17 protein-coding genes are annotated in these 15,634 nt (G+C 54.9%); 6 read left to right on the top strand and 11 right to left on the bottom strand.

Annotated features, from left to right (window positions below; all coding sequences use genetic code 11):
• Positions 1–114: 114 nt before the first annotated feature.
• The 6 genes from ACN1C3_RS26935 to ACN1C3_RS26910 all read right to left on the bottom strand — a co-directional run bounded on the left by ACN1C3_RS26935 (position 115) and on the right by ACN1C3_RS26910 (position 5,814).
• Positions 115–1,203 carry a sugar phosphate isomerase/epimerase family protein gene (locus tag ACN1C3_RS26935; RefSeq protein WP_419118780.1) on the bottom strand — a complete coding sequence of 363 codons (1,089 nt, stop codon included), beginning with the start codon at positions 1,201–1,203 and terminating at the stop codon, positions 115–117.
• A complete protein-coding gene (locus ACN1C3_RS26930; RefSeq protein ID WP_419118779.1) occupies positions 1,194–1,901 on the bottom strand; it encodes an HAD family hydrolase in 708 nt (235 codons plus the stop codon). The genes ACN1C3_RS26935 and ACN1C3_RS26930 overlap by 10 nt, the downstream gene beginning before the upstream one ends.
• Positions 1,898–2,926, bottom strand: coding sequence for an ABC transporter ATP-binding protein (locus tag ACN1C3_RS26925; RefSeq protein ID WP_419118778.1), 1,029 nt, complete (start codon positions 2,924–2,926; stop codon positions 1,898–1,900). Before ACN1C3_RS26925 ends, ACN1C3_RS26930 begins: the two co-directional genes overlap by 4 nt.
• A 9-nt stretch (positions 2,927–2,935) precedes the next feature.
• The gene (locus ACN1C3_RS26920) at positions 2,936–3,706 is read right to left on the bottom strand and encodes an ABC transporter permease (RefSeq protein WP_419118777.1); all 771 of its coding nucleotides are present in this window, start codon (positions 3,704–3,706) and stop codon (positions 2,936–2,938) included.
• Positions 3,696–4,556 carry an ABC transporter permease gene (locus ACN1C3_RS26915; protein ID WP_419118828.1) on the bottom strand — a complete coding sequence of 287 codons (861 nt, stop codon included), beginning with the start codon at positions 4,554–4,556 and terminating at the stop codon, positions 3,696–3,698. The genes ACN1C3_RS26920 and ACN1C3_RS26915 overlap by 11 nt, the downstream gene beginning before the upstream one ends.
• 202 nt (positions 4,557–4,758) lie before the next feature.
• Complete coding sequence (locus ACN1C3_RS26910) at positions 4,759–5,814, bottom strand: ABC transporter substrate-binding protein (RefSeq protein WP_419118776.1); 1,056 nt, start codon at positions 5,812–5,814, stop codon at positions 4,759–4,761.
• Positions 5,815–6,204: 390 nt separating this feature from the next.
• Here ACN1C3_RS26910 and ACN1C3_RS26905 point away from each other — a divergent pair, with 390 nt between their 5' ends.
• Entirely contained in the window at positions 6,205–6,942 is a 738-nt protein-coding gene (locus ACN1C3_RS26905) for a UTRA domain-containing protein (RefSeq protein WP_419118775.1), read from the top strand.
• A 59-nt stretch (positions 6,943–7,001) separates the two neighbouring features.
• Here the strand turns inward: ACN1C3_RS26905 and ACN1C3_RS26900 are convergent, their stop codons facing one another.
• The gene (locus ACN1C3_RS26900) at positions 7,002–8,006 is read right to left on the bottom strand and encodes a GlxA family transcriptional regulator (protein WP_419118774.1); all 1,005 of its coding nucleotides are present in this window, start codon (positions 8,004–8,006) and stop codon (positions 7,002–7,004) included.
• A gap of 53 nt (positions 8,007–8,059) precedes the next feature.
• On the opposite strand from ACN1C3_RS26900, the gene ACN1C3_RS26895 reads away from it, so the two are divergent.
• Together ACN1C3_RS26895 and ACN1C3_RS26890 are read left to right on the top strand one after the other, a co-directional pair.
• A complete protein-coding gene (locus tag ACN1C3_RS26895) occupies positions 8,060–8,887 on the top strand; it encodes an MBL fold metallo-hydrolase (protein WP_419118773.1) in 828 nt (275 codons plus the stop codon).
• Between the two features lie 336 nt (positions 8,888–9,223).
• The gene (locus tag ACN1C3_RS26890) at positions 9,224–9,628 is read left to right on the top strand and encodes an acyl-CoA thioesterase (RefSeq protein WP_419118772.1); all 405 of its coding nucleotides are present in this window, start codon (positions 9,224–9,226) and stop codon (positions 9,626–9,628) included.
• Between the two features lie 125 nt (positions 9,629–9,753).
• Here the strand turns inward: ACN1C3_RS26890 and ACN1C3_RS26885 are convergent, their stop codons facing one another.
• Positions 9,754–10,221 carry a hypothetical protein gene (locus tag ACN1C3_RS26885; RefSeq protein ID WP_419118771.1) on the bottom strand — a complete coding sequence of 156 codons (468 nt, stop codon included), beginning with the start codon at positions 10,219–10,221 and terminating at the stop codon, positions 9,754–9,756.
• A 327-nt stretch (positions 10,222–10,548) separates the two neighbouring features.
• Between ACN1C3_RS26885 and ACN1C3_RS26880 the strand changes: the two genes are divergently transcribed.
• Positions 10,549–10,764 (top strand): DUF3079 domain-containing protein, encoded by a 216-nt coding sequence (locus ACN1C3_RS26880; protein WP_419118770.1) that lies wholly within the window; start codon positions 10,549–10,551, stop codon positions 10,762–10,764.
• A 40-nt stretch (positions 10,765–10,804) separates the two neighbouring features.
• Here the strand turns inward: ACN1C3_RS26880 and ACN1C3_RS26875 are convergent, their stop codons facing one another.
• Both ACN1C3_RS26875 and ACN1C3_RS26870 read right to left on the bottom strand, forming a co-directional pair.
• Positions 10,805–11,179 (bottom strand): DUF2784 domain-containing protein, encoded by a 375-nt coding sequence (locus tag ACN1C3_RS26875; protein ID WP_419118769.1) that lies wholly within the window; start codon positions 11,177–11,179, stop codon positions 10,805–10,807.
• A gap of 164 nt (positions 11,180–11,343) precedes the next feature.
• Positions 11,344–12,258, bottom strand: a complete 915-nt coding sequence (locus tag ACN1C3_RS26870) for a YeeE/YedE thiosulfate transporter family protein (protein WP_419118768.1) — start codon at positions 12,256–12,258, stop codon at positions 11,344–11,346.
• Positions 12,259–12,491: 233 nt separating this feature from the next.
• Between ACN1C3_RS26870 and ACN1C3_RS26865 the strand changes: the two genes are divergently transcribed.
• Both ACN1C3_RS26865 and ACN1C3_RS26860 read left to right on the top strand, forming a co-directional pair.
• The gene (locus ACN1C3_RS26865) at positions 12,492–13,904 is read left to right on the top strand and encodes a DUF2252 domain-containing protein (RefSeq protein WP_419118767.1); all 1,413 of its coding nucleotides are present in this window, start codon (positions 12,492–12,494) and stop codon (positions 13,902–13,904) included.
• A gap of 104 nt (positions 13,905–14,008) precedes the next feature.
• On the top strand, positions 14,009–15,463 hold the full coding sequence (locus ACN1C3_RS26860; protein WP_419118766.1) for an ArnT family glycosyltransferase: 1,455 nt from the start codon (positions 14,009–14,011) through the stop codon (positions 15,461–15,463).
• On the opposite strand, the gene ACN1C3_RS26855 is transcribed toward ACN1C3_RS26860, so the two are convergent.
• Positions 15,445–15,634 (bottom strand): hypothetical protein (locus ACN1C3_RS26855; protein ID WP_419118765.1); only part of this gene is annotated, 190 nt, incomplete at its 5' end. The genes ACN1C3_RS26860 and ACN1C3_RS26855 overlap by 19 nt on opposite strands.

Below are 15,634 nucleotides of genomic sequence, written 5' to 3'. Positions count from 1 at the left end.
ACCACGATCCCTGGCCTGAGCGATCAAGCAGATGCGAAATAAATCGTGGTGTCCCCGATTTCCTGCATTTTCCCTATGGCTTGGGAGGTCGCTGAAGTGCAGCCCCACGGCGGCTCATGGCAAATTCCGGCAGGGCGACGCTGACTCCCCCTCCTGCTGAAGCGCAAGTTCTGCCAGCAATCTGAACTCTTGCAGCAGACCGCGTACATAAACGATCTGGTTGATTGCCCAACGCTCCTCCTCGGCCATCATCTGCTCCAGCGTAAAACCTTCGGGCAGTGAGGTTTGACTCATCTCTCGGTAAGGAATAATGGGGTCTTCGTCCTCGTCCACTTGACGGAATGCGGGGGCGACATAGTGGTTTTCCTGCTCCAGGATAAAGGCGATGACCTGGGGTCCATTCTCTCCGAGCATCAACAGCTCGAACAACATGCGGGCATTGGGCAGGTCGTCCTCGGCACTGCCCTGTAGCACGCCATAGTGACCGACTCCATTTTCCTCGGGAACGACACGCACACCTTTCATGTGCACTTGCCGGATATGCGAAGCCAAGGTTTTCAGAGCCGTTAACGGTTGTTCGGCGGCATTGATCATATTGCCGAAATCGAACAGCGCGTGCAGGCGCGGATGATTGATGCGCTCAAGCAGCGTGACAATCTCGCTACTTTTCAGCTCTTCATGCTGTTCAAAGTCAATGTAGAGGTCATACCGTTCGGCTTGTTTGGCGAGGTAGTGCAAGTCCGATTCGATGGTGTCTAAAACGTCGGAAAGCCGTCCTCCATAGCGCGAGTAGACGCGGATGTTCTGCACCCCCATAACATGCGCCACCTCAACCACCCGATCCACATCCGCCTTTTGGGTACTACTGATTTCCAGGTGGATGTCCAACCCCAGCGCCTTGGCCCTTTGGCTGACAATGCGCAGTTGATCGTCGCTCATCTGCTGAAGACTGCGCTCTTCGCCATCCAGTAGATGAATGCTGATGCCGTCGAGTTCATGACGATAGGCGAAATCCAACAGGTCAATCGGTCGGTATGTACCATAGGTCAGCTTCATCAGCTGGGGGTAAGCATGGGCGAACAAGCGCATGCTATCGAGTCGTTCAAGCAGTTTGATCGCCAGCGCCGGGGTTAGCTGAGGTACCGGCAGTCCCGCTGCGTTGTGGCGCAATAATGCATCGAAACGCAACTGGATCAACGGCATACCGCCCCCTGGGTCTGCCCCGTAACGCTGTGCTCATGTTGCGCCAACTGCCAGTCATACTGTCGCCATTGATGCTGGTCGGATACCTGTTTTAGCGCTGGCGCGGGGTTGACGACACACGCATGCTGGACCGCGTGCAATAGCGGCAAATCATTCACCGAGTCACTGTAGCCATAGCTGCCCTGCAAGCTGTTGCCATGGTCCTGCAGCCACGCCTGCAAGCGCTCTACCTTGCCTTCCCGAAAACTGAGCACCCCTTTAGTCGCGCCGGTGAAGTTGCCTGCTACCTGTTCAAGCTCAATGGCGATCACCTCGCTCACGCCCAGCATGGCAGCGATACGGCGGACGATAAAGTCAGCCGTAGCCGAGATGATTAATAGCGTGTTTCCCTGTTGGCGATGCCACTCAATTTGCCGACGCGCGGCTGGAAATATGCGGGTGGAAATCATGCTGGCGACAAAGTCATCAGCCCATCGCTCCACTTCGCTGACGGCCACTCCAGACAACGGTTGGAGCGTAAAGTCCATGTACTGCGCCATGGACAGTTCGCCCAGATGATAGGCTTGCATCATCGCCTGCTCGGTGACCAGCATGTCGGCTGCTGCCACACCGCGCTGCACCAGATAGCGCAGCCAGAGACTGGAGCTATCGCAATCGATAATGGTCTCGTCCATGTCAAAAATAGCCAAAATCGTCATGCGACCTCCTGCAGTTCTTCACGATTGAACAGCAGGTCGAGCCGCGCGCCTGGCGGTAGCAAGGATTCTGAACTGCGATTGAGCATATCGACCATCAATGAGCAGCCTTGCGCATCGACGTGGTAACGAATGACGTTGCCGAGCAGTTGATGGTGACGTACCGTGGCGCGGCATGGCGTGCCCAGATGTGGGCCATAGCTGCGTCCGGCTTGCGCCACATGGATCGCTTCCGGCCGGATTGCCAGTTGTCCTTGTATGTGCAGGCCAAGCAGTTGTTCCGCCTGGCTGGCATCCAGCAGGTTGTAGCTGCCCATAAAGCGCGCTACAAAACCATTGGCTGGACGGGTGTAGATTGTCTCGGCGCTGCCTTCCTGCACGATGCGACCGCCATCCATGACAATGATGCGGTCGGACAGCATCAGCGCTTCTTCCTGATCGTGGGTCACGAAAATGGTCGTCAGTTTCAGCTGCGACTGGATCCGTCTGATCTCTTCCTGCAAGTTCTTGCGGATGCGCGCATCCAGTGCCGACAGCGGTTCATCCAGCAGCAAGATGCGTGGCCGCACCACCAATGCCCGCGCCAGGGCGACACGCTGACGCTGACCGCCGGAGAGCTGACTCACGAATTTGTTCTCGTGCCCCTGCAATTCAACCAGGCGCACCGCGTCGGTCACGCGCTGGAAAGTTTCATCGACAGAGACGCCCTGCATTTTCAGGCCGAAGGCAATATTGCCCATCACTGTCAGATTCGGAAACAACGCATAACTCTGGAATACCATGCCGATGCCACGTTTTTGCGGAGCAAAATGGGTAATGTTATTTCCTGCCACATGGATCTGGCCGCTATCGACGTCAGTTAAACCGGCGATACAGCGCAACAAGGTCGACTTGCCGCAGCCACTGGGGCCGAGCAAGGTCACCAGTTCGCCTTCCTTGATATTGAAATGGATGTCGTCAAACACGCGGGTCTTGCCCGGGCCTTTGCCGAAGTACTTCGACAAGTTGGATATTTCAAGATAATTCATCGCACAGTCCTATCGACTCAAGCGGGTGGCAACCCAGGTCACGCCCAGCGTAAATATGAAATAACTCATCACCACGGCACTCACAAAATGGCCGCTGGTGGAGCGCACGGAATAGAGATAGACGTTCAAGGTTTCGTAACGGCTGCCAACCAGTATGTTGGCGAACACGAACTCGCCCAGTAGGAAGGAGAACGAGAGAAACAAGGCGGCCATCAATCCTTTGCGGATATTCGGCAAGACCACCCGTAAAAAAGCAGCGGGAGTACTTGCCCCTAGCAAATGCGCCGCATCCATCAGGTCGCGCACGTTCAGCCCTTGCAGACCGTTGGCGAGTGCCCGGTACATGAACGGCAGAACAATCGTGAAATAACACCCTATCAGTACCCACGGCGTACCGATCAGCGGTAGCGGGCCGTCGGCATAAATCTGCAACAAGCCCACCGACGACACCACAGGTGGCACCGCGAACTGGATCAAAATCAGGATGTTCATCCAACGATCCAAGTGCGGAAAATAATAGAACACGACAAATGTGGCAGGGACGATAACCACTGTGCTGAAGACCAATGTGCCCAGTGCAATCAACAGGGAGTGACTAAATGCGGTCAAGAAGCGTGGCTCTTGCCACAACTTGAGATACCAGTCGAACGTCAGTCCGTCGGGTAATATCGTTGCACCCCAGTGCTGGGAAAATGAATAAATCAGGGTCGCCAGAACAGGGATACTGAGTAGAGCCATCAAGCCATACAGCACGAACTGGTGATAACGGTTAGTGTGCATGGTAGCTTCTCTTCATTAAGAACTGGTTGACCATCGCCACGAACACCAGCATCGCCACCAGAAGCACGGACAGTGCTGCCGCCAGATTCGGTTCCAGAGAAATGTCCCCAGCTACCAGGCTGGAAATGCGGATGGTGACCAGGTTGTAGTTAGAGGTCATCAGTGCATACGCACTGGCATACGCCCCCATGGCATTAGCCAACAACAATATGAAAGTGCCGAATACCGCCGGCAGCAGCACCGGCAACGCAACCAGGCGCCAGTAACTGGCACGGCTGGCACCCAGCAAAGAGGCCGCCTCTTGCCAATCGTCTTGCAGCGCATCAAAGGCTGGATAGAGCAACAGTACCGCTAGCGGTATCTGGAAATAGCTGTAAATCAGCGTCAGCCCAGTTTGCGTGTATAGATTAAAATCAGTCAGCCAACCCCATCGCCGCAAGAGCAATGTCACGGCGCCATTGGTCCCCATCACGATAATGAAGGCGAATGCCAATGACACCCCACTTAGATTGCTGGTCATATTGGTGAATGCCACCGTCATGTCGCGGACAACGCAATCCACCCGTTTCAACGAAGCGGCGGCCACCAGCGCGACGGCTAATCCAATCAGGCTGGAGCAGACGGAAACCCAAAGGCTGTTGCCAAAGGCCTGCCGATAAAACGGGGAATGCAGGATCTCACTGAAATTTGCCAGCGACCATGTGCCATCAACCTGCACGCTGTTGATCAGCAGCCATGCTGTCGGTGCCAGTGAAAACAGCGCCAATACACATAACAAAGGCAGCAGGACCAGCGCCGCCCGCCAGTGGCGAAAGCGTGGGTAATGCCGGGTGTTGATAGTCACTGGCATTGCCAGCGGTTTCGATGCAGATGTCATACAGCTAGCAATTCCGTGTTACATGGTTTTTGATAAGTGAGCGCGAGATACGGCCGCAGTAAAACCTTAGTGCGGCCATTGCCCTGCTCTCTGTTCTAATGGTCATCTCTAAAAACCTTAGCGAACGACCTAAGTCGCGCAGTAGGTTTTTAGAAGCAAACTAACGCGGGTGGAATTACTTGTTATAAATCATGACTTGTTCTTGCCACTGCCGTGGTATGGCCTTGGTGGTCGTCTCCCAAGCGGCGAAATCCTGGATCGGTTTGGCGTTACTGTATTGCTCAGCCGACAGCATCTTGTCTGTTACATCCTTCGGCAGGACGACGTTGGTGCGAATCGGACGCGCATAACCACGCGCCAGGTTAATCTGGCCGGCATCGCTGAAAATGTATTCACGCGCCAGTTTGGCGGCGTTCGGATGCTGCGCGTATTTGTTGATGAGGGTTGAATAGCCGGCGCTCACGCTACCGTCCATGGGAATGGATACCGTGAACTGGGATGGATCAATCTTGTCGCGGTAGCTTAATGACGTGAAGTCCCATAACAGCGCAACTTCCACTTCACCTTTTTCCATGTTGGCGATATTCGCATCGGTCATGGAAAGCCGCCCTTGTTTAGCCAGCTCGGCAAATAACTGATACGCAGGTTGCAGATTTTTTTCGTTGCCGCCATTGGCAATCGCCGCTGCCAGCAGAGCGCTATTGGCTTGCGCCGATACGCCCACTTCGCCTACGGTCACCTTATAGTTGCCTTTGAGCAAATCGCCCCATGTCTTAGGCGGATTCTTGACCAGCTTGTTGTTGCTGATGAAAGAAATGGTCCCGCTGTAAGCCACTATCCAATGACCGTCTTCGTCTTTGGCCCAAGCCGGAATATCGTCCCAGTTGGTCGGCTTGTAGGCCTGGGTAACGCCCTTCCTGACGGCAATCGGGCCGAAAGATTGGCCAACGTCGCCAATGTCGCCTGATGCGTTCGATTTTTCAGCTTCGAATTTGGCGATTTCCTGTCCCGAACTCATGTCGGTATCCAGATGTACCAGGCCATATTTTTGCGTGATCTGGGCCCACGTATCTTTCCAGTTCGCCCAGTTATCCGGCATCCCCAGGCTATTAACCGCGCCTTCTTTTTTGGCTGCGGCAACTAAAACATCCAGGTCCGGCTGCGCGTACGCACTAGAAACTGCAATCGACAAGGCACTTGCAAGCAAACTCGTAATCAGCATTTTTTTCATGGGATTGCCCTGTGGTATAGACCAGATTGAGGCGGAAACTGGATGCTACCCATAAAAAATGACCGAAATGTGACACTTGGGACGTTCCGACTCAGTCCCCGAATCCGATGAAATATGCGTTAAGCACCTGACCGAGATGGAACAGGTGCTGCCCTGGAGCGGCCTGCAGGCGTTGATCGAGCTGCACTAAGGGCTGTCGTTGCGCCAGGGAACGTCTGTCGATGCCACGCTCATACACGCGGACGAAGGTCGAGCACCCGCTCCGGGTGATCAAACGTCAGAGGGGTAGTGGGCGAGGTGTGCCCGAAGAGGGTCAGTTGAGTGTCGTAAAGGTAATGAAATCATGAACTGGGATAATATCAGCGCTCAAAAATCATCCAGACCATCACCGTGACAGAAAAAATCACCACCCAAGCTGCCACCATCTATCAAGCCTTGGCAACGCAAATCATCGATGGCACGCTGGCGTCCGGTAGCAAGCTCCCCCCCGAGCGAGAGCTGAGCGAGCTGTTTTCCACAACCCGCATCACGCTCAGAGAAGCCCTGCAAAGAATGGAAGCGGAAGGATCGATCTATCGGGAAAGCAGGCGTGGCTGGTTTGTTACCCCACCCCGACTGGTGTACAACCCCTTCACAAATTCGCTGTTCCACCAGATGGTCGAAAGTCAGGGGCGCAAGGCGCTCACACAGGTGATTTCGACCAGTACGGAATTGGCGAGCCCGGAGTTATGCCTGAAGTTGGCGGTGCTGCCGTTAAGCATGTTGCACTGTATACGCCGCCTACGTTCAGTCGATGGGCGCCCCGTGATGTTTGTAGAACATTATCTGAAACCAGAGTTTTTCCCGGATATATTGAAACTGGATCTGACTCAGTCGCTGACATTGATTTACCGAAAACACTATGACATCCATTGCGGCCGCGCCACTTTTGATATTTACCCGACCGCAGCGCAAGCCAGCGTGGCGAATTATCTCAATCTGCCAGAAGGCAGTCCGCTGTTAATGATCATTCGCGTCAACTATGACCAACATGGACAGATTCTTGATTGCGATCGCGAGTTCTGGCGTCATGACGCAGTCCGAATTTCCATGGATAGCCAAACACTGCATTCTGACAAGGTAGCTTAACCATCCTCATGGTCGAACGGGTGATACATCCGGTGCCCCATATTAGAGGTGACAGAACTTCATAAGCGCCCAAACCGCTGCCTGTACTCCAGGGGCGTCAATGTCGTCAGTTCCTTGAACATGCGCCGCATGTTCGAATCGCTGCTGAATCCCAACTCGGCGCAGATAGCGCTGACCGACGATGATGTGAGAATGAGACGCTCACTGGCCTGATTCAGTTTGATACGGCGCGCATAGGTTGCAATCGAAACCCCGGTTTGGCCCATCACCTGGCGCGCGAGGGTGCGTTGAGCCATGCCGAGTCGTTCAGCCAACCGCTGCACTGTTATCTCTTGCGCTGGCAGTTGCTCGACCAGCCCATGCAACTTGCGCAACAACACAGAGGGCTGCTCGATCATGCTCATGGCTTGAAAGATGCCATGGGTCTGCACGGGGCGTGGGAGCACCATTAACTTAATCAGATGATGCAACGCGTCCGTGCTGACATAGCGCTCTACCAATGCCTGGGCGATGGGCTGGTGGCCATTCACACCAGATGCCGTGGCGGTACGTTCGTTAACAATGCAGTTTTGCTCAGTCTGCCACTTCACCTTTTTAAAGCGCCGGGACATCGTCTCTGCCAGCCACCACGTCACGGTTGCAGACTGCTCGTTGAGCCCACCGCTTGCCGCCAAGAGACTTACGCCACTGCAATAACTCCAGAGCATCAACGTGTTGGCACGTCTCGCCAACGCCGATATCAGGGCCCCGCTTTCGTCGATCATCGCATCTACCTGCGATGCAGATTCAGCCCAGAAACCGGGCACCAGAATCGCGTCCAGTTCAGCATGCTCAAGTGTTTCGCTCACGTGCAACGAAACGCCTTGAGCGCACTCGATCAACCCTGTCTGCAACGCGACAAAGCGAGTTTCAAAAAGCGTACGGCCCGCTTGCCGATTGGCTGCGTTAAGCAGGTCTGAAAATGCAAACAACCCTGCAGGCATGCAGCGCGGGAAAAGCAGCAAGCCGATTCGAAGTATTTTGGTCATGGCATAAAATGAACTGATTATGTCTGAATGCGCCATTCTCCGACGTTAAACGCAGAGACACAATCAAGCCTCTTCCAAGAGGCTATGCCATGAAAATCCATCAACTTCGCAACGCGACAATCATTGTGGAATTCGGCCTTCATCGAATTCTGATCGATCCTATGCTCGCGCCTAAAAACAGACTGCCACCCTTGCGTGTATTCCGCGCAAGACAACGTAACCCCATTGTCGAATTACCCGAATCGACAGAGCAGGCGCTCGGATCGGTAACCCATTGCTTGATAACCCACTGCCAGAAAGGCCATTTCGACCATCTCGATCGAGCAGCAATAACGTGGTTACGAGAGACCCAAATCCCGGTGATCTGCACACCACACGATGCCAACTACCTGACCGATCGCGGATTGAACGTCAAATCTTTGCCGAAAAATCATGAGCAACCGAATCCATTTTTCGGCGGCCAGATCCGAACCGTCCATAGCACCCATGGACGTGGGCTGGTAGGTAAACTGATGGAGCATGGTGTTGGGTATTTGATCGAAATACCGGGCGAACCCAGTCTCTACCTCACCGGAGATACGGTACTTTCGTCAACCGTCAGGGAGTTCGTGGCGCGGCATCGGCCACACCTTTGCGTCATTCCTGCCGGCGGTGCTCGATTCGATCTGGGAGGCGACATCATCATGGGCGTCGATGAAGCTCTCGAGTTCACCAGGCTGGCGCCGGGTCTCGTAATCGCCAACCATCTGGAAGCGCTCAGCCATTGCCCTGTGACCCGCAATACATTGGCCAATGCGGCACGACACGCAGGTATTGAATCACGCTTACGCATTCCGGCAGATGGCGAGAGATTGAACTTCACGCTTCCCGACGGTAAGACGCAGCAGTCTCATCCTGAATGGCTTCTGGTTTCTTAGACGGTGGTTTTTCGCTGGATCGGACAGGCGGCTTGGGGGTCAAACTTTGGGAGCATCACTTCAAGCACACGAGGGGTGAGGTGCGATGGAAAGCTGACTTATAGGCATGAAGGGCAAACAGGTAATCATGCCGAGAGCTAATTAATGGTGCTCTGCCCCCAGTTATTTAAAGTCTGAAACTAATCTCCCGGCGCGAAGTTCGTCACCGTTTTAAATCCATTTAAACCCTTTACCTGGATCACCGAGTTGGATGCGGGACACACGGGCTAGAGGTTTTGGTATGCAGCGAACCTGTATAATCGTCCCCTTCCGCCAAAAATAAATAGGTTTAGAGCGATGCCCAACCCGGTATTTATCAAGAGGAAAGTTTTGTTTGGCGACTGCGATCCTGCGGGAGTTGTATACACACCAAAATTCTCTTACTTTGCAGTCGAAGCGATAGACAGCGCCCTTGACGTCTGGCTAGCGGGGCCGGGACTAAGAACCCTTATGGGGTTTAATGTATTGCCCCCCGTGCGGGCGTTTTCATTAGAATTTCTACGACCACTAACGTGGGATGATGAAATAACACTAAAAGTAAGCGTCGAAAACATCGGGGTTCATTCTTTTACATTTTTGGTCGAGGGCTTTTTGAAGAATGAAGCGCTATCGTTCAATGCACATGTGACGCATGTGTGCATTTCACCCGAGACCAAAGAAGTTATCGCGATACCTGAAGCACTGAAAGAGCTACTGTCATAAGCAAGTCAGCCTGATTCTAATGATGAAGGTGAACATTGGGTACAGGCCACGTTTCTGGTTGGATGATCGAGTCAACCCCCCATTAATCGTGGCCTGCCCCAGTTTATTTCGCTAACCGACAAGGGTTAGCGCATCACGAGGCCTGCAGCCCGGGCGCGCAAAGCCATCACTGTATTCGCCGGCAGTTTTTTGATTTCGTCAGACCAAAACGCTAAATGCCCTCGATACTCCCTCGACTCATCATCATGCTTTGATAAGTCTTCGAGCAAAAACCGGTACCGACTTAGATAGGCCGCAGACAAATCGTCTGCCAAGGCCCTGGCGGGCTCTCCGGCCATTGCCAAACACCATTCCGCAATGTTGATCACCCGTTCTCCTGGCGAGAGCGGTACCACACCATGAATGAAACTCAGGATGTATTTGTTGTAGAGCAGCGTGCCTTGCTCGGGCTCATCCGTAGGATTACCCGGGCAAAACCTTCGCTCCCACGGAAGGATATAAACTTTTTTGCCCTGCATATCCTGGAGTATGTAGTCCGATGGCTTGGCCAAACGCTGCATGGCTTTCTCCCTGGGAAATTGCGGTTTAACCATGGTAGCTCATCCTTTGGCGGCCAAAAGCCGCGATGGCTAAATCACATCAACCACCGCTCTCTGATGTGACCGACTGAGCCATGGGCACAGCAGGCAAAATATGGACCAGCAATCGCTCTGCCTTGTGCTTGATTGGGGCGAGGAAACCGGGCTGAGCCGTGCGTGCTCAGCCTATGGGGCAGTCTCTATAACCAGAGTGTAATTTTGGGACAGGCTGTAGTGGTCTAACCCGGCTCGGCAAATTCTCCATTCTTGACCAGCATCAACTGCATGTCCGCACAGGCTCTGTAGGCTGGAGCCACTCCTACACGTTACCTGGAGATCGGCATGGCCAAGAATTTCCCCATACACCCGAAGCATCCCGAGCGTATCTGCTGGGGCTGCGACAGGTACTGTCCGGCGAGTTCTCTGGCGTGTGGCAATGGTTCCGATCGCACGATGCATCCGGCCGAGATGATCGGCGATGACTGGTATTTGCACGGGGACTGGGGCATTGACCCGTTAACCGTGACGGATAAACCGTCGGACGATTCGAGCAGCTGAGTAGTCCTTGAACTGTGGAGAATTTCGCCACGTGCTCCGTCTAGGCGCTCTGCCCCGACTTCCACTGCCTCAGCAGCAACAGGTAGACGAGCACATTGATCAAAAGCACCAGAATGCCCAGCCATATCTGTATGCCGGGTGTCAGCCCGGTCGGATAAATCAGCGGCCACAGATAATGCTCGATGAAACTGTCGCCATGGCCTGCTTCTCCTGCGGTCAGACGCAGTTGGTTTTCCCATCCTGTCAGCGGACAGGACCAATGGAAGCCCTCGACCGCCGCCCCCCACGCTACAGCAGGCAGGTGCCACCACCACAAGCGGTGCCATTTGAGCACCAGCAGTCCGCCGCACAGCACGAAGAGAATGAACAACAGATGGAACAGCACCAGCCCGTCGGCGGCTACCCGGTAGAACATGTCGACTCCGTTGAGTGAGTCAGATGAATTTTTCTTCACCGCCTCGGCTGTCCCTGCCGTGTACATTCCCGACCGCTCATTCAAAGCACTAAGGTTTGCCCGCTCTCCCGCGGGCTTTTTTTCGCCTGTTGAACCGTCAACCGACTAACCCCCTTTCGCACACACTACAAACGGGCCAAGCGCCGCTTCAGCAGCAATGACAGCACAATGCCGATTGCAATAGACGCAATAGGAAGGGTTGATGTGAGGTTCAGCGTGGGAAAAACCAGCAGAATCTGCGAATCATTGCCTCCGAGCATCATTGAAGCGCCGATGCCCATCAAGATGCCGGACAGTAAATGAGTGCTTGCCTTCGAAAGATCAAACGGCTGGTAGCTGAAGGTGTTGCGGTACAGGGTAAAACTGCACATACCCACCAGCAGCATCACGAATATGGCTATTCGACGACCGCTGATAAAGCTTTGTTCGGGCATCCAGAACATCTGCGACACGTTGTAGAAAAACACGCTGGGCGTCCACTGCGGTTCGAAGGTGTACAGAGCACCGGTCAGTGTGCCAAGGAGCATGCTGGAGAGAACCAGATGTTTGTCGCCATGAACAGACACAAGAAAAAGCAAAGCCATCAGCACCACGCCGATTGTCAGCAAATAGTGGCTACTGGAAATTGACGGCATCAAGATGATTTTGTGTTCAGGCAGCATGTTCAGCGTGTACCACAGCACAATCCCCAGCACCCACCCCACAACCGTAAAGGCCTTATTGATGTTGCCGCAGGCGAGCTTGGTCAGGGTACCGACGCTGCAGCCGTCATTGAGCACAGAAGCGATACCAAACAAGAGCCCGCCACCAATCAGCAACGGATGGGCGACTTGCGGCGTGAACAGTGGCTGGCTAACGCCCAAAAGGCCGTAGGCAGGGGCTAATAACAGGCCGAACAAACCACAGAAAACCAGCGAAACAAACAAGGTGGGGCGGCGATTGAGCAGCAGAGCGCTGGCATTGACAAGGCACATTCCCATGCGCTGCGAGACCCAGCCGATCAGGAATGCCAACAGCAGCGAAATCAGCAGTGAAAACACACCCCTCCTCACGCCTCGGCAGAAACCTCAAAAGTGTTACAGAGGGTACAGATTAGTACCATTTAGCCTCCGCCCATCAGCCCAGGCGGTAGAAATTTTCGGGCACTCCAAACGCAACCGACCCGGCATGAGCATGTTTCGGATGGCTGGCTAACATCAGGATTCCTGCTAGCTTTCAGGCGAACCCTACACTGCTCTTAGTTCAGTCAAAAAACGCCATCGAAAGGGACCTCATGACCACCCTCAAAGATCGTCTGAAGCTTGGCAAGGATGCTCGCAAGCAATGCCCCCGCACTTCCCAGGCCACGCCTGGAGATATCGATCGCGATCCGCTGCCCTTGATCGAAGCGTCCAGTGAAGGGCGAATCAAGTCGCTGGTCGAACTGCGCTATGGACGCATGCTGGTCTCGCCTTTCACGTTCTATCGCGGCAACGCACTGCTGCAGGCCCATGACCTTGCGGGTACGAAGGACATGGGCCTGATGACACCGATTTGCGGCGATTGCCACCTGATGAATTTTGGTGGTTTTGCAACACCGGAACGTAACCTGCTGTTCAGCGTCAATGACTTCGACGAGACCCACCCAGGCCCTTGGGAATGGGACCTCAAACGTTTGGTGGCGAGTTTTCTGATCGCGGCTCGCGATCTGCGTCATGGCGCAACCGTAGAGGAAAGTGTCTGTCGCCACGTGGTCACTGCCTATCAGCAGGCCATGGCCCACTGTGCTGAGCAAAGTGCTCTGGAAGTCTGGTACGACTCCATCAATTACGACGACCTGCTGGACCAGGCCCGTGCCAACAGCACCACACTGGAACACGTGCAACGCGCCATCGAAAAAGCCGAACGACGCACCCACGCCGTGCTACTGCCAAATATCAGCGAACGCGATGAACAGGGTCACTTGATGGTTCGTGATGACCTCCCGGAAATCTTCCATCTGCACAACAAAACGACACTGCTGGATGCCGATGATGACTGGGCGTGCTTGAAGGATTGGCGACCGCTCTACGACAACTTCATGCACGACTACCGAGCCACGCTGCAGGGGGATCGTCGTGACCTGTTGGCGCGTTTTCAGGTTCATGACATGGCATTCAAAGTGGTTGGTGTGGGCAGTATCGGTACGCGCTGTCTGGTCGCACTTTTGACCGACGATCAGGAGCGACCGCTGTTTTTGCAGTTCAAGGAGGCCCGTCGCTCGGTACTTGCGGACTACGTAAAAGCAAAGTCGCGGCTGCGTCATAACGGCCAGCGAGTGGTTGAAGGTCAGCGCTTGATGCAGTCGGCCAGTGACCTTTTCCTCGGCTGGACCACAGACCCGAATGGACGCCACTTCTATGTGCGCCAGTTACGGGATATGAAAATCTCTGCAGAACTGGAGACTTTCGACGGTGAGACGTTCGCCGCCTACGGCCGCCTCTGCGGCCGAGCCCTGGCCCGAGCGCATGCCAAAGCCTCAGGAGACGCAGCGCAGATCAGCGGCTATATCGGTAAGAGCGACGCCCTTGCAGATGCGTTGTTCAAATATGCCCAGGCCTATACCGAGCAGAACGAGCGAGACTTCGAGCGCTTTCAGCGTGCTTGCCGCAAGGGACGCCTGCAAGCCCGCTCAGAAGCCGACTTTGCCGCCGACCACCTGCCTTAGCATCACACCAGTCGTTCACGTTTTGTTAAGACTTGGCTCCGTATACTTTTGGGACTGCCTGAGTGTTCTTCGGCCCGATCCCTTCAACTGGTAGCCAGAAGCGTATGTCTCGCCCTGCCCCACTCTTGTTCCTGCTTGTCTGCTTGCTGTTCTTCTTCGCCCTTGGCAATCACCAGTTGCAAGGCTCCACCGAAGCCCGAGTCGCCGGTATCGCGATGGAAATGCATCTGGATAACGACTGGGTGACACCCCGGTTGTTTGGCGAGCCATTTTTGGAAAAACCGCCACTGAGTCTCTGGCTCGACGCCGGCGCCATCCGTGTGTTTGGTGGCACGCCTTGGGCGGTGCGGCTGGCCTCGGTTTTCGCCGGACTGTTTAGCGTGATGCTGCTGTACACCCTGCTGCGCAAGTTCGGCCGGCCGACGACCATCGCCTGGGTCGCGGCCATCATGCTGGCGACCATGGCCAGTTATTGGAGCAACGTTCGGGCTGTCGGCGAAGATGCGCTGCTCAGCCTTGGTGTGACGATGGCATTGCTGGCGTTTTTTCAGGCTAGCCGGCGACAGGCGCAGCAACAGTCGGCCAGCGCTGCCTGGTTGCTGTTCGCACTGGGCATCGCTATCGCGACCTTGAGCAAGGGTGTTCTGGGGCTGGCCATGCCGGGGGTGGTGATCTTCTCCTACCTGGTGGCCGAAAGCTTGATCGAGAAACGACTCAAACTCTCGGACTGGTTGCGCCCCGGCCTGCTGACGTTGCTCGGGCTGATCCCCTTGGCGATCTGGCTTTGCCTCCTCTACCAACAGGGCGGCTTGCAGGCGCTGGGAGAAGTGCTGTGGACCAACAGCATCGGGCGCTTCGGCGGCTCGTTCGAGGAAGCCGGACACTACGAACCGTTCTACTACTATCTGGCCAAGCTGCCCGAAGCTTTTCTGCCGTGGAACATTCTGGTGTATCTGGGCCTTTGGCACTTTCGCAAAAGCCTGATGCGCAATCGCTACCTGTTGTTCTTCACCCTTTGGTTGCTGGCACAGTTCACGTTGCTGACCTTTGCGTCCAGCAAACGCACGGTGTACCTGATGTCACTGACACCGGCCGCTGCCGTGCTGGCGGCCGAATATGCCGCAGTGTTGTTCGAACGTCTGCGCGAGCAGGCCAGCGCCTCGACGTTCGTTGGCAGGCTTGCCCGGCACCGTAGAGGGTTGGCAATCGGCGTGTTGAGCCTGGTGATCTGCGCCTACCTGGCAGCGGCGCAGTGGGCTGCGCCCCATGCTGACCGCAAACTGTCCTTCCTGCCCCTGACCACGCAAATTCAGACAATGCAGGCCAACGGGCAAGAGGTCGCGCTGTTCCAGGCCAACGAGCGTACAGCCGGTGCTACCGTGTTCTACACCCAGAGCCTGCTCAAGAGTCTGCAGACCGAAGATGAGCTCAATCAATTCCTCGCGGCGTCGCCCAATCATGTGGCGCTTGTTGCCAGTAAGACTGAACCGGCAGCGCCCTTGAAAGTGTTGAAACAAATGCTGGTGGGCAAGCAGGATTATTATTTCGTTGGGCAATAGACCGGCAGAGCTGCGCTAACCGCAGGCAAAAAAACGGCACCTTCACAGATTGTGTGAAAACCTAGCAATCTGCTCTCCGGTTCAAGAAAATGCCCGCATCGCAAGATGCGGGCATTTTTCTTATGCGCTATATCCAAGGTGAAGATCGCTGCCAGGGGGCACTGTTTCCAG

Origin of the sequence: Pseudomonas sp. H11T01 (assembly GCF_048515765.1) — a bacterium.
Classification (GTDB): Bacteria; Pseudomonadota; Gammaproteobacteria; order Pseudomonadales; family Pseudomonadaceae; genus Aquipseudomonas.
This window is presented reverse-complemented; position numbering and strand designations above follow the sequence as displayed.

What these genes read in the sequence shown, in the direction of transcription:
- ACN1C3_RS26935 (WP_419118780.1), bottom strand. Translation starts at nt 1,203, where the DNA reads ATGCCGTTGATCCAGTTGCGTTTCGATGCATTATTGCGCCACAACGCA.
- ACN1C3_RS26930 (WP_419118779.1), bottom strand. Translation starts at nt 1,901, where the DNA reads ATGACGATTTTGGCTATTTTTGACATGGACGAGACCATTATCGATTGC.
- ACN1C3_RS26925 (WP_419118778.1), bottom strand. Translation starts at nt 2,926, where the DNA reads ATGAATTATCTTGAAATATCCAACTTGTCGAAGTACTTCGGCAAAGGC.
- ACN1C3_RS26920 (WP_419118777.1), bottom strand. Translation starts at nt 3,706, where the DNA reads ATGCACACTAACCGTTATCACCAGTTCGTGCTGTATGGCTTGATGGCT.
- ACN1C3_RS26915 (WP_419118828.1), bottom strand. Translation starts at nt 4,556, where the DNA reads ATGCCAGTGACTATCAACACCCGGCATTACCCACGCTTTCGCCACTGG.
- ACN1C3_RS26910 (WP_419118776.1), bottom strand. Translation starts at nt 5,814, where the DNA reads ATGAAAAAAATGCTGATTACGAGTTTGCTTGCAAGTGCCTTGTCGATT.
- ACN1C3_RS26900 (WP_419118774.1), bottom strand. Translation starts at nt 8,006, where the DNA reads ATGGCGCATTCAGACATAATCAGTTCATTTTATGCCATGACCAAAATA.
- ACN1C3_RS26895 (WP_419118773.1), top strand. Translation starts at nt 8,060, where the DNA reads ATGAAAATCCATCAACTTCGCAACGCGACAATCATTGTGGAATTCGGC.
- ACN1C3_RS26890 (WP_419118772.1), top strand. Translation starts at nt 9,224, where the DNA reads ATGCCCAACCCGGTATTTATCAAGAGGAAAGTTTTGTTTGGCGACTGC.
- ACN1C3_RS26885 (WP_419118771.1), bottom strand. Translation starts at nt 10,221, where the DNA reads ATGGTTAAACCGCAATTTCCCAGGGAGAAAGCCATGCAGCGTTTGGCC.
- ACN1C3_RS26880 (WP_419118770.1), top strand. Translation starts at nt 10,549, where the DNA reads ATGGCCAAGAATTTCCCCATACACCCGAAGCATCCCGAGCGTATCTGC.
- ACN1C3_RS26875 (WP_419118769.1), bottom strand. Translation starts at nt 11,179, where the DNA reads ATGTTCTACCGGGTAGCCGCCGACGGGCTGGTGCTGTTCCATCTGTTG.
- ACN1C3_RS26865 (WP_419118767.1), top strand. Translation starts at nt 12,492, where the DNA reads ATGACCACCCTCAAAGATCGTCTGAAGCTTGGCAAGGATGCTCGCAAG.
- ACN1C3_RS26860 (WP_419118766.1), top strand. Translation starts at nt 14,009, where the DNA reads ATGTCTCGCCCTGCCCCACTCTTGTTCCTGCTTGTCTGCTTGCTGTTC.